The sequence below is a fragment of the Mesorhizobium sp. WSM4808 genome (genome assembly GCF_055811675.1).
Genome location: NZ_JBVVQX010000009.1, coordinates 78,056 through 96,050, shown reverse-complemented (window position 1 = coordinate 96,050; position 17,995 = coordinate 78,056). Strand labels below are relative to the sequence as shown.

The 17,995-nt window shown below is 62.1% G+C and carries 15 protein-coding genes; 3 read left to right on the top strand and 12 right to left on the bottom strand.

The annotated features are described in order from the left end of the window. Window positions 1–186 precede the first annotated feature (186 nt). Window positions 187–927: a transcriptional repressor LexA gene (gene lexA, locus AC0L2U_RS17830; protein ID WP_127272195.1), complete on the top strand. Its 741-nt coding sequence runs from the start codon at window positions 187–189 to the stop codon at window positions 925–927. On the opposite strand, the gene AC0L2U_RS17825 is transcribed toward lexA, so the two are convergent. Next, window positions 921–3,383 (bottom strand): ComEC/Rec2 family competence protein, encoded by a 2,463-nt coding sequence (locus AC0L2U_RS17825; protein ID WP_127810455.1) that lies wholly within the window; start codon window positions 3,381–3,383, stop codon window positions 921–923. The two genes, lexA and AC0L2U_RS17825, sit on opposite strands and share 7 nt — an antisense overlap. Window positions 3,384–3,485: 102 nt before the next feature. Between AC0L2U_RS17825 and gltX the strand changes: the two genes are divergently transcribed. Further along, window positions 3,486–4,910, top strand: coding sequence for a glutamate--tRNA ligase (gene gltX / locus AC0L2U_RS17820; protein WP_128288094.1), 1,425 nt, complete (start codon window positions 3,486–3,488; stop codon window positions 4,908–4,910). Window positions 4,911–5,095: 185 nt separating this feature from the next. Next, the gene (gene gltA / locus AC0L2U_RS17815; protein ID WP_127270290.1) at window positions 5,096–6,424 is read left to right on the top strand and encodes a citrate synthase; all 1,329 of its coding nucleotides are present in this window, start codon (window positions 5,096–5,098) and stop codon (window positions 6,422–6,424) included. Between the two features lie 68 nt (window positions 6,425–6,492). Here gltA and lpxB read toward each other — a convergent pair whose 3' ends face one another. The 11 genes from lpxB to pyrH form a co-directional block, all read right to left on the bottom strand. Beyond that, entirely contained in the window at window positions 6,493–7,671 is a 1,179-nt protein-coding gene (lpxB, locus tag AC0L2U_RS17810; protein ID WP_292335566.1) for a lipid-A-disaccharide synthase, read from the bottom strand. After that, entirely contained in the window at window positions 7,664–8,581 is a 918-nt protein-coding gene (locus tag AC0L2U_RS17805; protein WP_128288093.1) for an LpxI family protein, read from the bottom strand. The genes lpxB and AC0L2U_RS17805 overlap by 8 nt, the downstream gene beginning before the upstream one ends. Beyond that, on the bottom strand, window positions 8,553–9,386 hold the full coding sequence (gene lpxA, locus AC0L2U_RS17800; protein ID WP_127810460.1) for an acyl-ACP--UDP-N-acetylglucosamine O-acyltransferase: 834 nt from the start codon (window positions 9,384–9,386) through the stop codon (window positions 8,553–8,555). The genes AC0L2U_RS17805 and lpxA overlap by 29 nt, the downstream gene beginning before the upstream one ends. Before the next feature lie 13 nt (window positions 9,387–9,399). Then, window positions 9,400–9,867, bottom strand: a complete 468-nt coding sequence (fabZ, locus tag AC0L2U_RS17795; RefSeq protein ID WP_127327354.1) for a 3-hydroxyacyl-ACP dehydratase FabZ — start codon at window positions 9,865–9,867, stop codon at window positions 9,400–9,402. After that, complete coding sequence (lpxD, locus tag AC0L2U_RS17790) at window positions 9,860–10,918, bottom strand: UDP-3-O-(3-hydroxymyristoyl)glucosamine N-acyltransferase (RefSeq protein WP_027036658.1); 1,059 nt, start codon at window positions 10,916–10,918, stop codon at window positions 9,860–9,862. The genes fabZ and lpxD overlap by 8 nt, the downstream gene beginning before the upstream one ends. Window positions 10,919–10,993: 75 nt before the next feature. Continuing rightward, window positions 10,994–13,363: an outer membrane protein assembly factor BamA gene (gene bamA, locus AC0L2U_RS17785; protein WP_127268628.1), complete on the bottom strand. Its 2,370-nt coding sequence runs from the start codon at window positions 13,361–13,363 to the stop codon at window positions 10,994–10,996. A gap of 217 nt (window positions 13,364–13,580) precedes the next feature. Then, window positions 13,581–14,723: an RIP metalloprotease RseP gene (gene rseP / locus AC0L2U_RS17780; protein WP_127273216.1), complete on the bottom strand. Its 1,143-nt coding sequence runs from the start codon at window positions 14,721–14,723 to the stop codon at window positions 13,581–13,583. A gap of 104 nt (window positions 14,724–14,827) precedes the next feature. Then, on the bottom strand, window positions 14,828–15,643 hold the full coding sequence (locus AC0L2U_RS17775; protein ID WP_127327352.1) for a phosphatidate cytidylyltransferase: 816 nt from the start codon (window positions 15,641–15,643) through the stop codon (window positions 14,828–14,830). Next, window positions 15,640–16,374, bottom strand: coding sequence for an isoprenyl transferase (locus AC0L2U_RS17770; protein WP_473602335.1), 735 nt, complete (start codon window positions 16,372–16,374; stop codon window positions 15,640–15,642). The genes AC0L2U_RS17775 and AC0L2U_RS17770 overlap by 4 nt, the downstream gene beginning before the upstream one ends. Before the next feature lie 34 nt (window positions 16,375–16,408). Beyond that, window positions 16,409–16,963 carry a ribosome recycling factor gene (frr, locus tag AC0L2U_RS17765; protein WP_013531759.1) on the bottom strand — a complete coding sequence of 185 codons (555 nt, stop codon included), beginning with the start codon at window positions 16,961–16,963 and terminating at the stop codon, window positions 16,409–16,411. 99 nt (window positions 16,964–17,062) lie between these two features. Beyond that, window positions 17,063–17,785 (bottom strand): UMP kinase, encoded by a 723-nt coding sequence (gene pyrH / locus AC0L2U_RS17760; protein WP_013531760.1) that lies wholly within the window; start codon window positions 17,783–17,785, stop codon window positions 17,063–17,065. Between the last annotated feature and the right edge of the window lie 210 nt (window positions 17,786–17,995).

Here is a 17,995-nt window from a genome sequence, read left to right as displayed (position 1 = left end):
TCAATGTGAGCAGGCGCATTGCCGTGGTTGGCGCCTGTCGATCGCGACCCGCTGGCAAGCCCAAATAATTTCAGCAGCCTTAACAAATTCATTAAACTTTAAACGGTTGCAGAACACAACTGGAACAGATAGTGTTTGTTCTGGGTTTGTTTTTCGATTCTGGTTTCAGGTAATCTGGGGGCCGCCATGCTGACACGCAAGCAACATGAACTGCTGATGTTCATCCATGAACGCCTGAAGGAGAGCGGCATTCCGCCATCCTTCGACGAGATGAAGGAGGCGCTCGACCTTGCCTCCAAATCCGGGATTCATCGGCTGATCACCGCACTTGAGGAGCGCGGCTTTATTCGCCGGTTGCCCAACCGGGCACGCGCGCTGGAAGTGCTGCGATTGCCGGACTCGATCGCGCCCGGCCTCAACGCGGCAAAGAAGTTTTCGCCAAGCGTCATCCAGGGCAGTCTCGGTCAGGGTGGTGCCCTTGGCCGGCAGATCAAGCCGGCGCCTTCGCGGATGCCCTCGCCCGGCAATGATGACGATGCGGTCTCCGCCGTGTCGATCCCGGTCATGGGCCGTATCGCCGCCGGTGTGCCGATCGATGCCATCCAGCATCAGACGCATTCGATCTCGGTGCCGCCGGACATGATCATGGGCGGTGCCCACTATGCGCTGGAGGTCAAGGGCGACTCGATGATCGAGGCCGGTATCTTCGACGGCGACACCGTCATCATCCGCAATGCCGACACGGCGAACCCCGGCGAGATCATCGTGGCGCTGGTCGATGAAGAGGAAGCGACGCTGAAGCGGTTCCGCCGCAAGGGCGCTTCGATTGCTCTCGAAGCCGCCAATCCAGCCTATGAAACCCGTATTTTCGGGCCGGACAGGGTCAAGGTGCAAGGCAAGCTCGTTGGCCTGATCCGCCGCTACTGAGGCGGCTGCGTTTCAGCCACTGGCTTCTCGGGTCTCTTGAAGGGTGGCAGCCCCCTCGCCTCGCGCGAGAATTTGCGTTGCGCATGCCAGGGCCGGTATGGGCTGTCCACGGCGAAGCTGATCGTCGCCGGCGTGGTCGCCGATTGGCGATCGAAGAAGATCGCGGCACTGCCTTTGCGAGCCAGTTGCCGCTTGGTGATGACGAGAACCAGCGGGTTGTGACAGGCGTCATACGCGGTGGCGTCATTGATGACGATCAGCTCGGCGAAACCGCAGGCTTTCCAGGTGTCCTTGCGGTCCTCGACATAGGCAATGATCGCACCGGACGTGTGCCTGGCCACGCAGACGCCTGAGGTGCAATAGAACGGCGATCCCGGCGGTAGCTCAACGGCATCCGCGACGTCGAATTGCCCGTCGCCCTTGTCGAACACCTCCGGCACGACGATGGTTTCGGATATTAGTGCGCGTTTCCAGTTGTCGACGGTGAATTCGTTCGGCCGAGCGCGGCTGACGGCGAGTTCGCCACCGCCGATCGGCAAGGCAACCAGTCGGGCGTCCTCCGAGATCAGCACATCCGGCGTGCGCGTATCCGAGACGGTCAGCAAGCCTGCCAGCGCGAATGGCAGAGCAGCGAGCCGCAGCCAAGTTGTCGCCATTGTCGCGATGACTAGGGCAATTGTCACCAGCAGGACAGATTGCTGCGAAATCAGCCCAACCGCATCGACAGGCGAACGTTCGGAGATCCAACCCGATATGGCGATCATCACCGTCAGACCCTTGCCCATCAGGTAGAGGGCCGGCCAATCCAATCCGAAAGGCATCAGCAGCGCGCTTGCGACAGCCAGGAACATGACGACGGTGACGATCGGCATAACCGCCAGATTGGCGAACAGGCTGAGCGGCGACACACGCTGAAAATGCCAGATGGCAAACAGCGTCGTGGCGCTGCCGGCGATGATGGAGGTCATGGCAAGGCCGGTTGCCGCGAGCACGAACTTTCGCGTCAGGAAACCGGGCATGGATCGCTTTGGGGGCGGCGGTCTTGCTTTTCCCGCGCGGTGAACGGCCCAGCCGGCATAGGCGCCGACCAGAGCCGCGGTCGCGGCGAACGACATCTGAAAACTCGGGCCGACCACCTCATGCGGCGACACCACGATGACGGCGATCGCCGAGATCGCCAGATTGCGCATGGTGAGTGCTGCTCGATCGAACAGCACGGCAATCAGCATCACCGCCAGCATGATGAAGCTGCGCTCGGCGGCAACGACGACTCCAGAGATGATGAGATAGGCCGCGATCGAGAACAGTGCGGCGACGGCGGCATACTTCTTGACCGGGCGACGCGCGGAAAAGTCGGGAAACAACGCGAAGGCGCCGCGCAGCAAGCCCATGATGGTGCCTGCGACCAGCGCCATGTGCAGTCCCGAAATCGAGATGATGTGGTAGATGCCGGTACGTCGCATCGCCTCATTGATGTCATCGGGAATGCCGGCGCGCACGCCGACGATCAGCGCCGCGGCGATCTCGCCTTCGGCGCCGCCGACGCTCGCCCTGATATGGTCGGCGATGGCCTCGCGGGCATTTTCCACGCTAGAGGAAATTCGGGCCGGCAGCGACATGTCGCCACCATCGCTGACGACAAGCTTGGGGTTGCCGAGAAAGAACCCGCTGCCGCCGATGCCGGCAAAATAGCTGTCGAAGGAGAAATCATAGCTGTCCGGCCGCACCGGCCCGGTCGGCGGCAAAAGCTTGGCATATCCAGTGATGAGGGAGCCTGCGGTCACGTCAGCCGGGATCTTGCGTGCCGAAAGCCGCACCCGTTCCGGCGCATAGCGCAGTTTCGGTCTTGCGGTCGATGTCACGTCGATGGTCAGCCGGATACGGCCAGTTTCCATCCGGTCGAGCGAGACGACGCGGCCGGTTACCTGCGTCGAGATTTCCGAGCCCAACATTTGTGTGCCCGCACGCCACGTCTCGACCTTGGCAGCAAGCAGTCCTAGGGCGCACAAAAGCGCCGCCATGAAACACAGATGGGTCTTTGGCCATGAGCGCGAGACCAGCGCACAGATCCCCGTCAAGATGACAACCGCGACAGGTCTCGCAAAGTCGGGTTCAGCCGTCAGCGAAAAATAGCCGATCGCTCCGATCGCCAGGCAGACCGGCACCAGCAGGAAGGCCACGCCCCGGTCGAGTTCCAGGCTCGCCGCCGTGTTCACGCTGTGGCGCAGGCGAGGCAGTGATGTCAGGCTGATTTGCCGGCGCACGCGAACGATCCTGCCGGTTTCGGCAACAGGAACAGAGGCGGCGACATCCGCTTGCAAGGGCGCCTTGCCGGGATCCGGCACAAGGGGCGATGGCGGCGGTAATGGGGCTGGCCGAGGCGCAAACAGGGACCGTTCGCTGACGCCGATGGCAGCGTCCTCGCCCTGATCCGAGCCCCAGCCTCGTCCAGCCATCGGGTCTGCCCCTTGCGCCCTCGACACCCTATGCTACATGAACGCCGGGCGCGCGAAAGCCCGCGCAACCGCACCCCGCTTCAGATGGTTTCCGAGAGTTCCATGTCCGACAAGGTCGTCACCCGTTTTGCCCCTTCGCCCACCGGCTATCTGCACATAGGCGGCGCGCGCACGGCGCTGTTCAACTGGCTGTATGCGAAGCACACTGGCGGCACGATGCTGCTGCGCATCGAGGACACCGACCGCGAACGCTCCAATGAAGCCGCGACGGCTGCCATCCTCGACGGGCTTTCCTGGCTTGGCCTGAGCTGGGACGGCGAGCCGGTGTCGCAGTTCGAGCGTGCGCCGCGCCACCGCGAGGTGGCTGAGGAGCTCGTGCGCAAGGGCAAGGCGTATTATTGCTATGCCACGCCGGCCGAACTGGAGGCCATGCGCGAGGCTGCCAGAGCCAAGGGGCTGCCGCCCCGCTATGACGGCCGCTGGCGCGACCGCGACCCCTCTGAGGCGCCCGCAGGCGTCAAGGGCGCCATTCGTATCAAGGCGCCGACCGAAGGCGAGACCATCGTCCATGACCGTGTCCAGGGCGAGGTGCGCTTTCCCAACAAGGATCTCGATGACTTCATCATCCTGCGTTCTGACGGCAATCCCACTTACATGCATGCCGTCGTCGTCGATGATCATGATATGGGAGTCACCCATATCATTCGCGGCGACGATCATCTGACCAACGCCGCTCGCCAGACCGTGATCTACAACGCCATGGGCTGGAACGTGCCGTCCATGTCGCATATCCCGCTGATCCACGGCGCCGATGGCGCCAAGCTGTCGAAGCGGCACGGCGCGCTTGGCGTCGAGGCCTATCGCGCCATGGGCTACCTGCCGGAGGCGCTGCTCAACTACCTGGCGCGCCTCGGCTGGAGCCATGGCGACGACGAGATCATGTCGATCAAGGACATGATTTCCTGGTTCGATATCGGCGATGTCAACAAGGGTGCGGCGCGCTTCGACTTCGCCAAGCTGGAGGCGATCAACGGCGCGCATATGCGCCGCATGAGCGATGCCGAACTGTTCGACATCTTCATCGCTACCCTGCCCTATCTCGAAGGCGGCCCGGCGATCGCCGCGCGCCTGAACGACAGCACCAAGGCGCAGTTGCTGGCAGCGCTTCCGGGCCTGAAGGAGCGCGCCAAGACGCTGGTCGAGCTCGTCGATGGCGCGGCCTTCCTGTTCGCCACGCGCCCCCTGCCGATCGACGACAAGGCGGCCCTTCTGCTTACCGACGATGCCCGCAAGATCCTGCGCAGTGCTCACGAAGCTTTGAACGGGCTTGCGAGTGACTGGACAGCCGCCTCGGCGGAGGCGGCGATACGCGAGGTGGCAGCGGCCGGCAGTCACAAGCTCGGCGCGGTGGCCCAGCCTTTGCGCGCTGCGTTGACCGGCAAAAGCACCTCGCCGGGCGTGTTCGATGTGCTCGCCGTGCTCGGCCGCGAGGAAAGCCTGGCGCGCATCTCAGATCAAATCGATTAGGAGCAAACTGGCCCAAGAAGATTGGCATTGAAAGGCGGGTTTCGCAGTGCAACATTAGGCCTTGGCCCAATCTGGCACGCACCTCCTGAAATGCGGTGGCGAATACGCGCATTGCGGTGATTTTCGACGTGTCGCTCTGCAGAATTTTGCCTTTGCCGGCATGAGGAAACAAGAAGGAGTTTGCAATGACCGAAGCTGCGAAAAAAATGGATTTGGGCGGCAAGACCCAGGAGGCCACGGCAACGCTTGCATTCGCCGGCAAGACCCATGAATTCAAGGTGCGAAGTGGTTCGGTCGGGCCTGATGTCATCGACATCGCCTCGCTCTACTCAACCACCGGCGCCTTCACTTACGATCCCGGCTTCACCTCGACGGCAAGCTGCGAGTCCGAAATCACCTTCATCGACGGCGACGCCGGCATCCTGCTGCACCGCGGCTATCCGATCGACCAGTTGGCCGAACATGGCGACTTCCTCGAAGTCTGCTATCTCCTGCTTTACGGCGAACTGCCGACCAAGGCGCAGAAGGACGACTTCGACTATCGCGTGACGCGCCACACCATGGTGCATGAGCAGATGTCGCGCTTTTTCACCGGCTTCCGCCGCGACGCGCACCCGATGGCGGTGATGTGCGGCGTGGTCGGCGCGCTGTCGGCCTTCTACCACGACTCCACCGACATCTCCGACCCCTACCAGCGCATGGTTGCCTCCATGCGGCTGATCGCCAAGATGCCAACGATCGCGGCGATGGCCTACAAATACCACATCGGCCAGCCGTTCATTTACCCGAAGAACGAACTGAACTTCGCCGCCAACTTCCTGCACATGTGCTTTGCCGTGCCGTGCGAGGAATACAAGATCAACCCGGTGCTGGCGCGCGCCATGGAGCGCATCTTCATCCTGCACGCCGACCACGAGCAGAACGCCTCGACCTCGACCGTGCGTCTCGCCGGCTCGTCGGGCGCCAATCCGTTTGCGTGCATCGCCGCCGGCATCGCCTGCCTGTGGGGGCCTGCGCATGGCGGCGCCAATGAAGCGGCGCTCAACATGCTTGGTGAGATCGGCCATGTCGATCACATCCCCGAATTCATCGCCCGCGCCAAGGACAAGAACGATCCGTTCCGGCTGATGGGCTTCGGCCACCGCGTCTACAAGAACTACGATCCGCGCGCCAAGATCATGCAGAAGACGGCGCATGAGGTTCTGGGCGAGCTCGGCATCAAGGACGATCCGCTGCTCGACATCGCCATGGAACTGGAAAAGATCGCGCTGACCGATCCCTATTTCATCGAGAAGAAGCTCTACCCGAATGTCGACTTCTATTCCGGCATCACGCTGAAGGCGCTGGGCTTCCCCACCACCATGTTCACCGTGCTGTTCGCGGTCGCCCGCACCGTCGGCTGGATCGCGCAGTGGAAAGAGATGATCGAGGATCCGCGCCAGAAGATCGGCCGCCCTCGTCAGCTCTATACCGGCGCACCCGAGCGTGACTACGTGCCGATCGCCAAGCGGTGAATTGGGAGTAGGGATCGGGCAGTAGGCAGTAGGCAGTAGGCAGTAGGCACGGTCAACTTCCCTACTCCCTACTGACTATTCCCTCTCTTGACATACCGCATCACCACCTGCGCGGCGATCTCGCCGGACGGTCTATCCGTCGCCATGCGCCGCGTGATCTCTGCAAATCCATTCTTCTGCCAGGCGCGCATGCCGCTGTCGGCGAACAGGGCTTCCAATTGCCGGGCCAGATTGTTCGGCTTGATGTAGCCGTCGTAGAATTCCGGAATAAGCGCTCGATCCGATATCAGATTGGGCAGCAGCGCCGACCAGACGGAAACGAGGTACGGCGCCAAGACCCGCGCGACCGGGTCGAGCCTGTAGCAGGAAATCATCGGCACGCCGGCCAGCGCCAGTTCCAGCGATACCGTCCCGGACGCGATCAGCGCCGCATCGGCTTTGCCGAAAGCCTGCCATTTGCGCTGGGAATCGACGATGATCTCAGGCTTTTCATCCCAGCGGTTGACCGAGGATTTGACGAGCTCGGCGACATGCGGAACGGTCGGCAGCAGCAGCCGCAGGCGGTGGCCACGCGCACGCAGAATCGACACCGTCTCGCCGAACGGCTCGAGCAGCCGCCGTACCTCGCCACGCCGCGAACCGGGCAGGACGAGCAGGGTCTTGACGCGATCAGGAGAAAGGTCGCGCGGTAGTTCCTGCGCCTTGGCTGCGGCCAGCAAACCCGCATCGTGGGTCAGGCGATGCCCAACATAGGTGCCCGGTGGCCCGCCGAGCCGCTCGAGCTCCTTGACCTCGAAAGGCAGGATGCAGAGGATGTGGTCGACATAGGGCTTCATCGCCACCGCCCTGCCCGGCCGCCACGCCCACACGCTCGGGCAGACATAGTGGATGATCGGAATCGACGGGTTGGCCGCACGCACCTTTTTGGCGACGCGCAACGAAAAGTCCGGACTGTCGATGGTGACCATGCAGTCCGGCTTTTCGTCGGCAACGGTCTTGGCCAGTTGGCTGATCCGCCGCATCAGGCGCGGCAGGTCGCGCAGAACGGCGCTGAACCCCATGAGGGCGATCTCGCCGGCATCGAATGGCGAGACCAGTCCCAGCGCCTGCAAATGACGGCCGCCGAGGCCGACGAGTTGCACCTCGCGCCCCACAGCCTGGCTGAGCGAGCGCACTATGTCGGCACCGAGCAGGTCGCCGGACTCCTCTCCGGCAACGATTGCGATCTTCAATGCCCTGTCAGCCATTGCGCGGCTCCGTGGCGGCACGCAGGCCAAGGACGAACAGGCCGAGTGCATTGGCGCGCGCGATGGTTTCAGGACCTTCGAGGATCAGCGAGCGTCCCGCCTCGACGGCAATGCCGGCGAGTCCGGCCGCGTGCGCTGCCTCGATCGTCTGCGGACCGATGGATGGAAGATCGGCGCGCAGTTCCTGACCGGGCTTGGCGCACTTGACGAGGACGCCGCGGGTCTTGCCCGCAATACGGCCGTGGCCGCGCAGCAGCTTCGCACGATCAAGCAGGCCGGCTGTTCCTTCGATGCCTTCCAGCGCGATTGCCCGGCCGCCAACCGCGATCGCCGCCTGGCCGACATCCAGCGCCCCGATGGCCTTTGCTGCCGCAAGGCCTGCCTCAATATCGCGCCAGTCCAATTTTCGCGGTTCGGCCTTGGTCAGCACGCCTTCGGCGGCGACAAGATTCGGCACTACTTCGTGGGCGCCAACGACCTTTACTCCGCGCGCTTCGAGGCCTCGTGCCAAGACCTTCAGAAGACCATCGTCGCCACGCGCGAGCGCCATGACGACCAAAGGAATCACCGCGAGCAGGCTGAGACTGGGGCGCAGCGCAAGCAATCGCGGCCGGCGCTTGATCTCGCCTGCAAGCACCAGATGGGTGATCCGGTGCCGCCGCAGCAAAGGGACGAGCGAGCCTATACCTTCCAGAGCGAGGCTTTCGTGATCGTATCGGGAGAGTTCCGCGATGCGGTCCACCTCGCCTTCCATCAGGATGACGAAGGGCGGATAACCTTGTTCAGCCGAACCGGCCGCGACTTCGACCGGCAGACTGCCGCCGCCGGCAATGATGCCGACCCTGGAGCCCGGCGGAAGATCAAGACGCGCAGCCGCTGTCTCAGTCTTCGTCATCGACATCGTCGCCATCGCCGCCCTTGAGCGACGGCACAGCATAGTGCCGCTTGCCGCGACTGGTGATGAAATCGATGATCTTCATGGCGGTCGGCGACGACGCGAACTCCGCCTTGGCGAACTCGATGTTCTCGCCAACGGTGCGGGAACGATCGAAGATCATCCTGTAAGCCTTGCGCAGCACAAGGATTTCGGACCTTGGCAGGCCGGAGCGCTTGAGGCCGATGATGTTGAGGCCGCGTAGGCTGGCGCGGTTGCCGACCGCTATGGCAAAGGGGATGACATCGCCGACGATCGCGGAGCAGCCGCCGAGAAAGGCGTTGTCGCCGATGCGGACAAACTGATGCACTGCGGTCAGGCCGCCGATATAGACATTGTTGCCGACCTCGCAGTGGCCGCCCAGCGTTGCGCCATTGGCGAACGTCGCATTGTTGCCGACGACGCAATCATGGGCGATATGGGCGTAGGCAAGGAAATTGCCATTGTCGCCGACCGTCGTCTCGCCGCGGCTGGAATCGGTGCCGAGATGCATGGTCACGCCTTCGCGGATCGTGCAGTTCCTGCCGATGACCAAGGTGGTGCGACCGCCCTTGTGCTTGGTGTTCTGCGGCGGTGCGCCCAATGTCGCCATCGGATAGACCTTGGTCGAGGCGCCGATCGACGTCGCGCCCATCACCGAGACATGACTGACCAGTTCGACGTCGTCGCCGATCACCACATCGGCACCGACATGGCAGAACGGCCCGATGCGTGCACCTTGGCCGATTTGGGCGCCTTCCTCGACAATGGAGGAAGCATGAATGGATGTCTTGATTTTCATAAGCACTCGATCGTCAGTCGCTGGTGACCATCATGGCTGAAATCTCGGCCTCGGCCGCCTTGGCGCCGTCGACCATGGCTTCACAAGCGAATTTGAGCAGGTTGCCGCGTTTCTTGATTTTCTTGACATGGATCTTCAACTGGTCGCCGGGAACCACCGGTTTGCGGAATTTGGCGTTGTCGATGGTCAGGAAATAGACCAGCGACGGCTTTTCGGTACCCAGGCTGCGGATACAGATGGCGCCGGCCGTCTGCGCCATCGCCTCGACGATGAGCACACCCGGCATGACCGGCTGCTCAGGGAAATGGCCCTGAAAATGCGGCTCGTTTATGGTCACGTTCTTGATGCCGATGGCGGATTCGTCGCCATCGATGTCGACGATACGATCGATCATCAGGAACGGATAGCGGTGCGGCAGGAGCTTCATCAGCCCCATAATGTCGACCGCCTCCAGCGTCGTCGACGCGATCATGTCAGCCATTGCCTCCCTCGCCCTGTTTGCGGGTCCTGGCGAGCTTGCGCAGCATGGCTATCTCCCGCATGGCTTCCGCCATCGGCTGTGCCGGATAGCCGCCCCAGATCTCGCCTGCAGGGACATTGCTCATAAATCCACTTCTGGCGGCAAGCTTGGCCCCTGTCCCAATGGTCAGGTGATCCGCAAGCCCGACGCCGCCGCCCATGGTGACATTGTCACCCACCACCACGGATCCCGAAATACCCGAAAGCCCCGCTATTATGCAATTGCGGCCGATGCGGACGTTATGGGCGATCTGCACGAGATTGTCGATCTTGGTGCCCTGGCCGATGATCGTATCGGACATGGCGCCGCGATCGACGGTGGTGTTGGAGCCGATCTCGACGTCGTCCTGGATAACGACACGGCCGATCTGCGGCACGCGCTCAGGCCCCTTGGCCCCGCCGACGAACCCAAAACCATCCTGGCCTATCCTCGCGCCGCCATGAATGATGACGCGATTGCCGATCAAGGCATACTGGATGCTGGCTCCTGGACCGACATAGCCGTCGCGGCCGATCTGGCAGGATTGTCCAATAACCGCATTTGGGGCGATGACGGTGCCGCTGCCGATCGAAGCACCTGGCCCGATCACCGCGCCGGCCTCGATGACGGCACCGGCTTCGACATGCGCGGTCGCATCGACGTGAGCGTGCGGCGAGACGCCGGTTTCGCTGGTCATTGGCCCTGGTGTCGCCGCCCTCGGAAACAGCAGACGCCCGATCAGCGCGAAGGCCTGTTGCGGACGCGGATGAATGAGAACGGCAACGCTTGCCGGCGCCTTGCCGGCAAATTCCGCCGGGCACAGGACCGCGGCTGCCCGCAACGACGGCATCAGCGCGGAATTACGCTTGCCATCGACAAAGACGAGCGCATTCTCGCCGCCCTCGCTGGCAGGCGCGAGTGCTTCGATCGAAATATCGGAGTGGCCGGAATCGACGAGCACCGAGCCGGTCAGATTCGCGACTTCGCCCGCCGTATACCGGCGTGATGGCGCGAAGAACACCGGATCGGTCATTCCAGAAGCTATATCCAGCTAGGTCGGAACATTTCTCCCGGACCCTGAGGACCCGGGAGCATCGTTGGCCGCCGATCAGAAGCGGGTCGATATGCCGAAGTTGAATTCCTGCACGTCGTCGCGCGCTTCCTTCTTGACCGGGATCGCATAGTCGATACGGATCGGACCGAATGGCGATGCCCACATCAGGCCGAGGCCGACCGAGGCACGCAACTTCATGCCGACCGAGTCCTGAGTGACGCCAGCGGTGTCGACCTTGCTTCCATAGAGCGTTGCCGCGTCCGCGAAGACCGCGCCACGCAAGCCAAAGCTCTCCGGAATGACCGGGAGCGGGAACTGGGCCTCTGCCGACGCATTGAAATAGGTCGTGCCGCCGAGATGGTCGCCCGTAGCAGTATCGACAGGACCGATGCCGCCATAGGCGAAGCCACGGATCATGCGATCGGTGCTCTGGAACTGATCGAAAATCCGCAGACCATCGCTGCCGTATCCTTCAACATGGCCAGCGCCACCTGAAATGAGCCCGACCAGGTCGTACTGCTCCGACAGCGTCTGGTAGATGCTGCCGCGGCCCGTGACTTTCACGAACTTGGCATCACCACCGAGGCCTGCGACTTCCACGGTCGTGGTGGCATAGATACCCTCGTGCGGGCTCTTCATATCGTCGATGGTGTTGTAGACCAGCCCGAGGCTGACCGACGACTTGATCCAAGGGCTTTGTTCGATGCCGTCCAGGATAGCCGTGGAAACACTGCAACCGGGATCAGGAACCCCGTCGCCATTTGCATCGCAGCTGTCATCCAGCTCATATTTCTCTTGCGAGATGTTGTACGCCAACTGGGTCGAGATGCTGTCGGTGATCGGCAGACCGAAGCGCACCGTCGCACCCGTGGTATCGCTGTCGTAGTTGTCGTATTCCCTGGTCGACTTGAAGATGTCGAAGCCGGCGGCGATGCGCCGTCCGAGGAAATAAGGCTCGGTGAAGGACAGGCTGTAGTCGCGTGAATTCTTGCCGCCGCCCGCCGACAGCTTGATGAACTGGCCACGACCGAGGAAGTTGCGCTCGGTCACCGATCCTTCGACCGACGGACCGGCCGTGTCGCCACCGGTCGAATAACCAGCGCCCACCGAGAACTCGCCGGTCGATTTCTCGACCACATCGACCACCAGAACGACCTGGTCAGGCTGCGAGCCCGGCACGGTCGAGATGTCGACTTTCTCAAAATAATTCAAGTTTTCCAGGCGCTTTTTCGCGCGCTGGATGAGCACCTGGTTGAAGGCGTCGCCTTCGCTGACGTCGAACTCGCGGCGAATGACATAGTCACGCGTGCGATCATTGCCGCGGATCTCGATGCGCTCGATATAGGCCTTGGTGCCCTGGTCGATCGTGTAGACGACCGAAATGGTGTGGTTCTCGAAATTCCGGTCGCCGCGCGGCGTTACCTGCGCGAAGGCATAGCCGGAACCGGCCACCTTCTCGGTCAGCGCGATGATGGAATCCTCGACGTTCTTGGCGTTGTAGACGTCACCCTTATGGGTCTCGATCACCGATTCCAGCGACTTGCCGTCGACTTCAGGGATTGAGCTCTCGACGCTGACGTCACCGAACGTGTAGCGGTCGCCTTCCTGGACGGTGATGGTGACCGTGTACTTGTTCGTCGCGCTGTCGAGCTCGCCGACAGCAGACACGACCTGGAAGTCGGCATAGCCGTGATTGTAGTAGAAGCGGCGCAGCAGCTCCTCGTCCGCGCGCAGCTTGTCATCGTCATAGACGTCGTCGCGCAGGACGAAGGAAAGCCAGGACGAGCGCTTGGTATTGATGATATCCGCCAGGCGGCGGCTGGAATAGGCACTGTTGCCGACGAAATTGACCGCCGCGATCTGCGTGCGATCGCCTTCAACGATGTTGAAGACAACGTTTACGCGATTGTCGCCAAGCTGCATGACCTGCGTGGTCACGGTCACATCGTCACGACCAATGCGCCTGTATGCAGCCTTGACCGATTCCACGTCGGCATCGAGCGTCGCCTGTGAGAACGTTCCGCGCGGCTTCAGCTGCACCGCCGCCGCAAGCGCATTGTCCTTGAGCTTCTTGTTGTTCTGGAACAGCACCTGGTTGACCACCTGGTACTCGGCGACCTTGACCACCAGCGTCGAGCCGACCTGGTTGATCTGCACGTCCGAAAACAGGCCAGTGCCGAACAGTGCCTTGACCGCACCGTCGATATCGGAACTGGAGAAAGCCTTGCCCGGCTTGATGGTGATGTAATTGCGGATGGTCTCAGCGTCGATACGCTGGTTGCCGCTCACTTCCACTCTGCTGACGACAGCGGCTTCAGCCGCCGATGTGGCAACGAACTGCACTGCGAGCGCGCCTGGCACGACCATGGCCGCGGACAGGGTCACCGCGGACGCGGCGCTTAGAAACTTGGATGCTGCCTTCATCGGGCTTAATAACCTTTTCTCGTAGTCCCCACGGCGAGAAAACCGGACGTGCGGTAATTTCCCCTACCGTATTAACCGGATTTTCCCTACACGCAAGGCTTCTGGTTAATTTGTATTTACTTAACCCTGCGGCGTGGCTTTCGCGTCACTCATATCCCCTTGCATGGTAAACGGCGTCTCAACATCGTCCATGCAGAAGCCAAATTTCTTCATGATTTCAGCACCCAAACAGATCGTTCCAAAAAACGAACCCCATGAAGCACAGCACAAGAAGCAACCCGGCCCGATAGGCCATTTCCATCATCCGTTCCGACACCGGACGGCGAATGACAGCCTCCACCCCGTAGAACAAGAGGTGACCGCCGTCGAGGGGGGGAATCGGCAAAAGGTTCAGAATTCCGATGCCAACGGATAGCAGTGCAACCAGCTGCACGAGCCATTCGAATCCCAGTTTCGCAGCCCTGCCCGCCATGTCGGCGATCTTCACCGGACCGCCCAGCTGACATTTGTCTTCGCGTCCGACAACAAAGCGCTGCAGGAATTGGCCGGTGCGCTGGATGACGTGACCGGTTTCCTCAACCGCCGCCGCGACCGCTCCGACCGGCGTGTAGGTGATGAGCCTCGGCTGGCCGAGTTCCTTGTTGTTGACGACACCGATCACGGCGACCTTGACCTTGTTGCCGAGCGCGTCTTCCTGTTCCATCAGCCGCGGCGCCGCGGTCACAGTGACCTCCTGGCCGTCGCGCAACATGACGAAGGTGATTGCGTCGTCGGCACGGCCCGAGACCAGGCGCTGGACGTCGCCAAAGGTTTCGACCTTGTTGCCGTCGACACTGACGAATCGGTCGCCGGGAAGGATGCCGGCCTTCGCCGCCGGGCTGTCGGCGGTCACCTCGGCCACCATGGGCTCGGCGACATAGCGGCCATAGGCGGTGAACAGCACGGAAAAGACGACGATCGTCAGCAGGAAATTGAACAATGGTCCGGCCACCACCGTTGCCGCGCGCTTCCAGATCGGCTGAGTGTGAAAGGCGACCTTGCGCTCGTCCTCGGTCAGCGTTTCAATTTCTTCCGACGTGGGCTGGCTCGATGTGGCGTTCATGTCGCCGACGAATTTTACATAGCCGCCAAGCGGTATCGCACACAGTTTCCAGCGCGTGCCGTGGCTGTCGTTGAAGCCGAAGAGTTCCGGGCCGAAGCCGATCGAGAAGGCCCTGACGCCGATGCCGCACCAGCGCCCGACAAGGTAATGGCCCATTTCGTGGACGAACACGACCACTGTCAGCACGAAGAGGAATGGCACCAGCGTGCCGAGGACAAAGCCTTCTGTGCTGAAAAGCGCGTGAAGAATCTCGTTCAAGACAAACCCTCAAATTCTTCCACGGCGCAGACTGCGCCGTGACTGTGACACCAATCCGGGCGAATCCAAGGCGCACCGCGCAAAGGACCCTGAAATGACATCGCTCAAACGGGAAACAGACCCTGTGCCGGATGATCGGCGTTCGCCGAAATCCAGCCGATGACGTATAGGGCGAATGCCGCTGCGACAAGCCCGTCGACACGATCCATGACGCCGCCATGGCCCGGGATGAGCGCCCCCGAATCCTTGCGGCCATGGCGGCGCTTGATCCAGGATTCAAACAGGTCGCCTGCCTGCGAGACAATCGACAGCACGAGCGCGATCAGGCCGAGCAATACCAGATTGCCGACACCGGCAGCTGCGGCGAGGACCAGCCCGGCGACGACGCCGCCGACAGCGCCGCCGAGTGCGCCGCTGCGCGTCTTGCCGGGCGAGATAGAGGGCGCCAGTTTCGGCCCCCCAACGGCTCGGCCAACGAAATAGGCAAGGATATCGGTGGCCCAGACGACAGCGAACAGGAACAGGATGGCAATGAGGCCTGAACGATCGCCATCGCGCAGCAAGGCGAGCGACAGGCCTGAAACCGCGGCATAGGCAAGGCCGCTCGCATCCCATTGTCCGGTCTTGCGAACCGAGGCGGCTATCGCCGTTGCGGCAACGATGGCCGCCACAAGCGGCAGCAGCCAGGAGGCGGCCAGACCGCCAATCAAGGCGCCAATGAAGACAACCAGCAGTGCTTCCGGCAGGAAACCAAGGCCCGTTGCCCCGGTTGGCCGCGACATGCGGGTCCATTCATAGAAGATCGCCGCTACGATCACGGCACACAGCAGCCGGAACGGCAAACCGCCGATCCAGGTCAAGCCGAGAGTGATGATGGCGAGCACGATCGCCGAAACGATACGCAGTTGAAGATTGCTCATCCCGCGGCCGGTCGCGAAGCGACGTCATGGCCCCCAAGTCCGCCGAAACGGCGTTCGCGGCCAGCAAACTCACGCAAAGCTTCCGCAAGGTGCTCGCGGCTGAAGTCGGGCCAGTAGCAAGGCAGGAAGACGAGTTCGCTATAGGCGGCTTGCCACAGAAGGAAGTTCGACAGCCGGAGCTCGCCGCTGGTGCGGATGACCAGTTCCGGGTCGGGAATGCCGTGCGTATCGAGCGCGCCGGCAAAGCTTTCGGCTGATATCGCCTCGGCGTCGAGTTCGCCACGCGCCACGGCCGCCGCAAGCTTTTGTGCCGTACGAACGATTTCGTCTCGTCCGCCATAGTTGAAGGCGATCACCAGCGTCAGCGATTCGTTTGCGGCCGTCAGCGTTTCGGCCTCGTCGAGCAGTCCCCTGATATCAGACTGCAACCCTGCCCGGTCACCGATGATTCTAACCCGCACACCGCTCTGGTGCAGTTCAGCAAGGTCACGGCGAATGAACATTTTCAAGAGGCCCATCAGGTCGCTGACCTCGGACTTCGGCCGCGACCAGTTCTCCGACGAGAAAGCATAGACGGTCAGGTAGGAAATGCCGAGCCCAGGTGCCGCGCGCACCGTCTTGCGCAGCGCCTCGACACCGGCACGGTGGCCCGCAAGACGGGGCATGCCGCGCGCCTTGGCCCAGCGTCCGTTTCCGTCCATGATGATCGCGACATGCGCGGGCGTTGCCATGTTCTCGCTTTCGGGTCAGCCGGCGGCCATGACCCTAAACCTGCATGATTTCAGCTTCCTTATCGGAAAGCAGGTGGTCGATGGTGCTGATCGTCTCGTCGGTAAGTTTCTGGACCTGGTCCGAGCGCTTGCGCTGATCGTCTTCGCTGATGTCGCCGTCTTTCTCCGCCTTCTTCAGGAAGTCCATGCCGTCGCGGCGCACATGGCGCGCGGCGACACGGGCGTTCTCGGCGTAGGTGTGCGAGATCTTGACCAGTTCCTTGCGGCGCTGTTCGTTAAGTTCGGGAAGTGGAATCCTGAGGTTGGTGCCGTCTACGATCGGGTTGAACCCCAAATTGGATTCGCGGATCGCGCGGTCGACCGCGCCAACCATCGACTTGTCCCATACCGATACCGAGATCATGCGCGGCTCCGGCACCGAGACGTTGGCGACCTGATTGATCGGCATGGTGGTGCCGTAGGCCTGCACCTGGATCGCATCGAGCAGATTGCTGGAGGCGCGACCGGTCCGCAGCGAGGCCAGATCATGCTTGAACGCGGCAATAGCCCCATCCATGCGCCGCTTGAGATCGTCGTACTCACCACTCATCTTTATCTCCTCGACCCGTCTAATGCGGGCTCACTGCTTCGGGCCGTCTTCGAATCGGACTTTCGAAAACCGGCTTCCCTTTTCGGGTCAGGCCGCCGATCAATCGTCCGCGACGACGGTGCAGCGGCCGCCGCCCCTCAGAATATCGCCGAAACCACCTTTTTCGTGGATCGAATAGACGATTATCGGAATGTTGTTTTCGCGCGCAAGTGCAATCGCAGCAGTATCCATGATGGAAAGGCCGCGATTTATGACTTCGCCATGGCTGATGCGCTCGAAACGCGTCGCATTCGGATCCTTCTTCGGGTCCGCCGAGTAGACGCCGTCGACCTGAGTGCCCTTGAACAGCGCGTCGGCGCCGATTTCAGCGGCGCGAAGGGCCGCGGCCGAATCAGTGGTGAAGAATGGATTGCCGGTGCCGCCGGCAAAGATCACCACCTTGCCCTGGTTCATGTAGGCGGTCGCCTGGCGCTGCGAAAAGCTCTCGCAAAGTTCGGGCATGGCGATCGCCGAAAGCACCACGGCGTCGACGCCGATCTTGTTCAACGACGTGCGCAGCGCCAGCGAGTTGATCACCGTGGCAAGCATGCCCATGTGGTCGCCGGTGACACGGTCGCCGCCCTTGGAGGCAACGGCCACGCCGCGAAAGATGTTGCCGCCGCCGATGACGACGCCGACCTCGATGCCCAATGCACGCGCCTCGGCGATGTCGCCGGCGATGCGATCCACCACTGACACGTCTATGCCGAAATGCTGCTCGCCCATCAACGCTTCGCCCGACGCTTTCAGCAAGACACGTCGGTAGAGGGGCTTCACCGTCATCTGGGCCTCTTCATTTGCATGTGGCGCGTTCCGGGTGGCTGCTCTCGCGCAGGCGCGCCATCCGAAACAATGGCGTTCCGATACACGAAGGGGGGGGCCCGGGGAACCCGCGCCCCCCACCCCAAAAAAGCCGGGTGGGAGTGGATAAAAAAAAAATTTGTGACCCCGGGCCCCCCCACCAGCAAAAGAACCCCGGACGCCGAGGTTGTT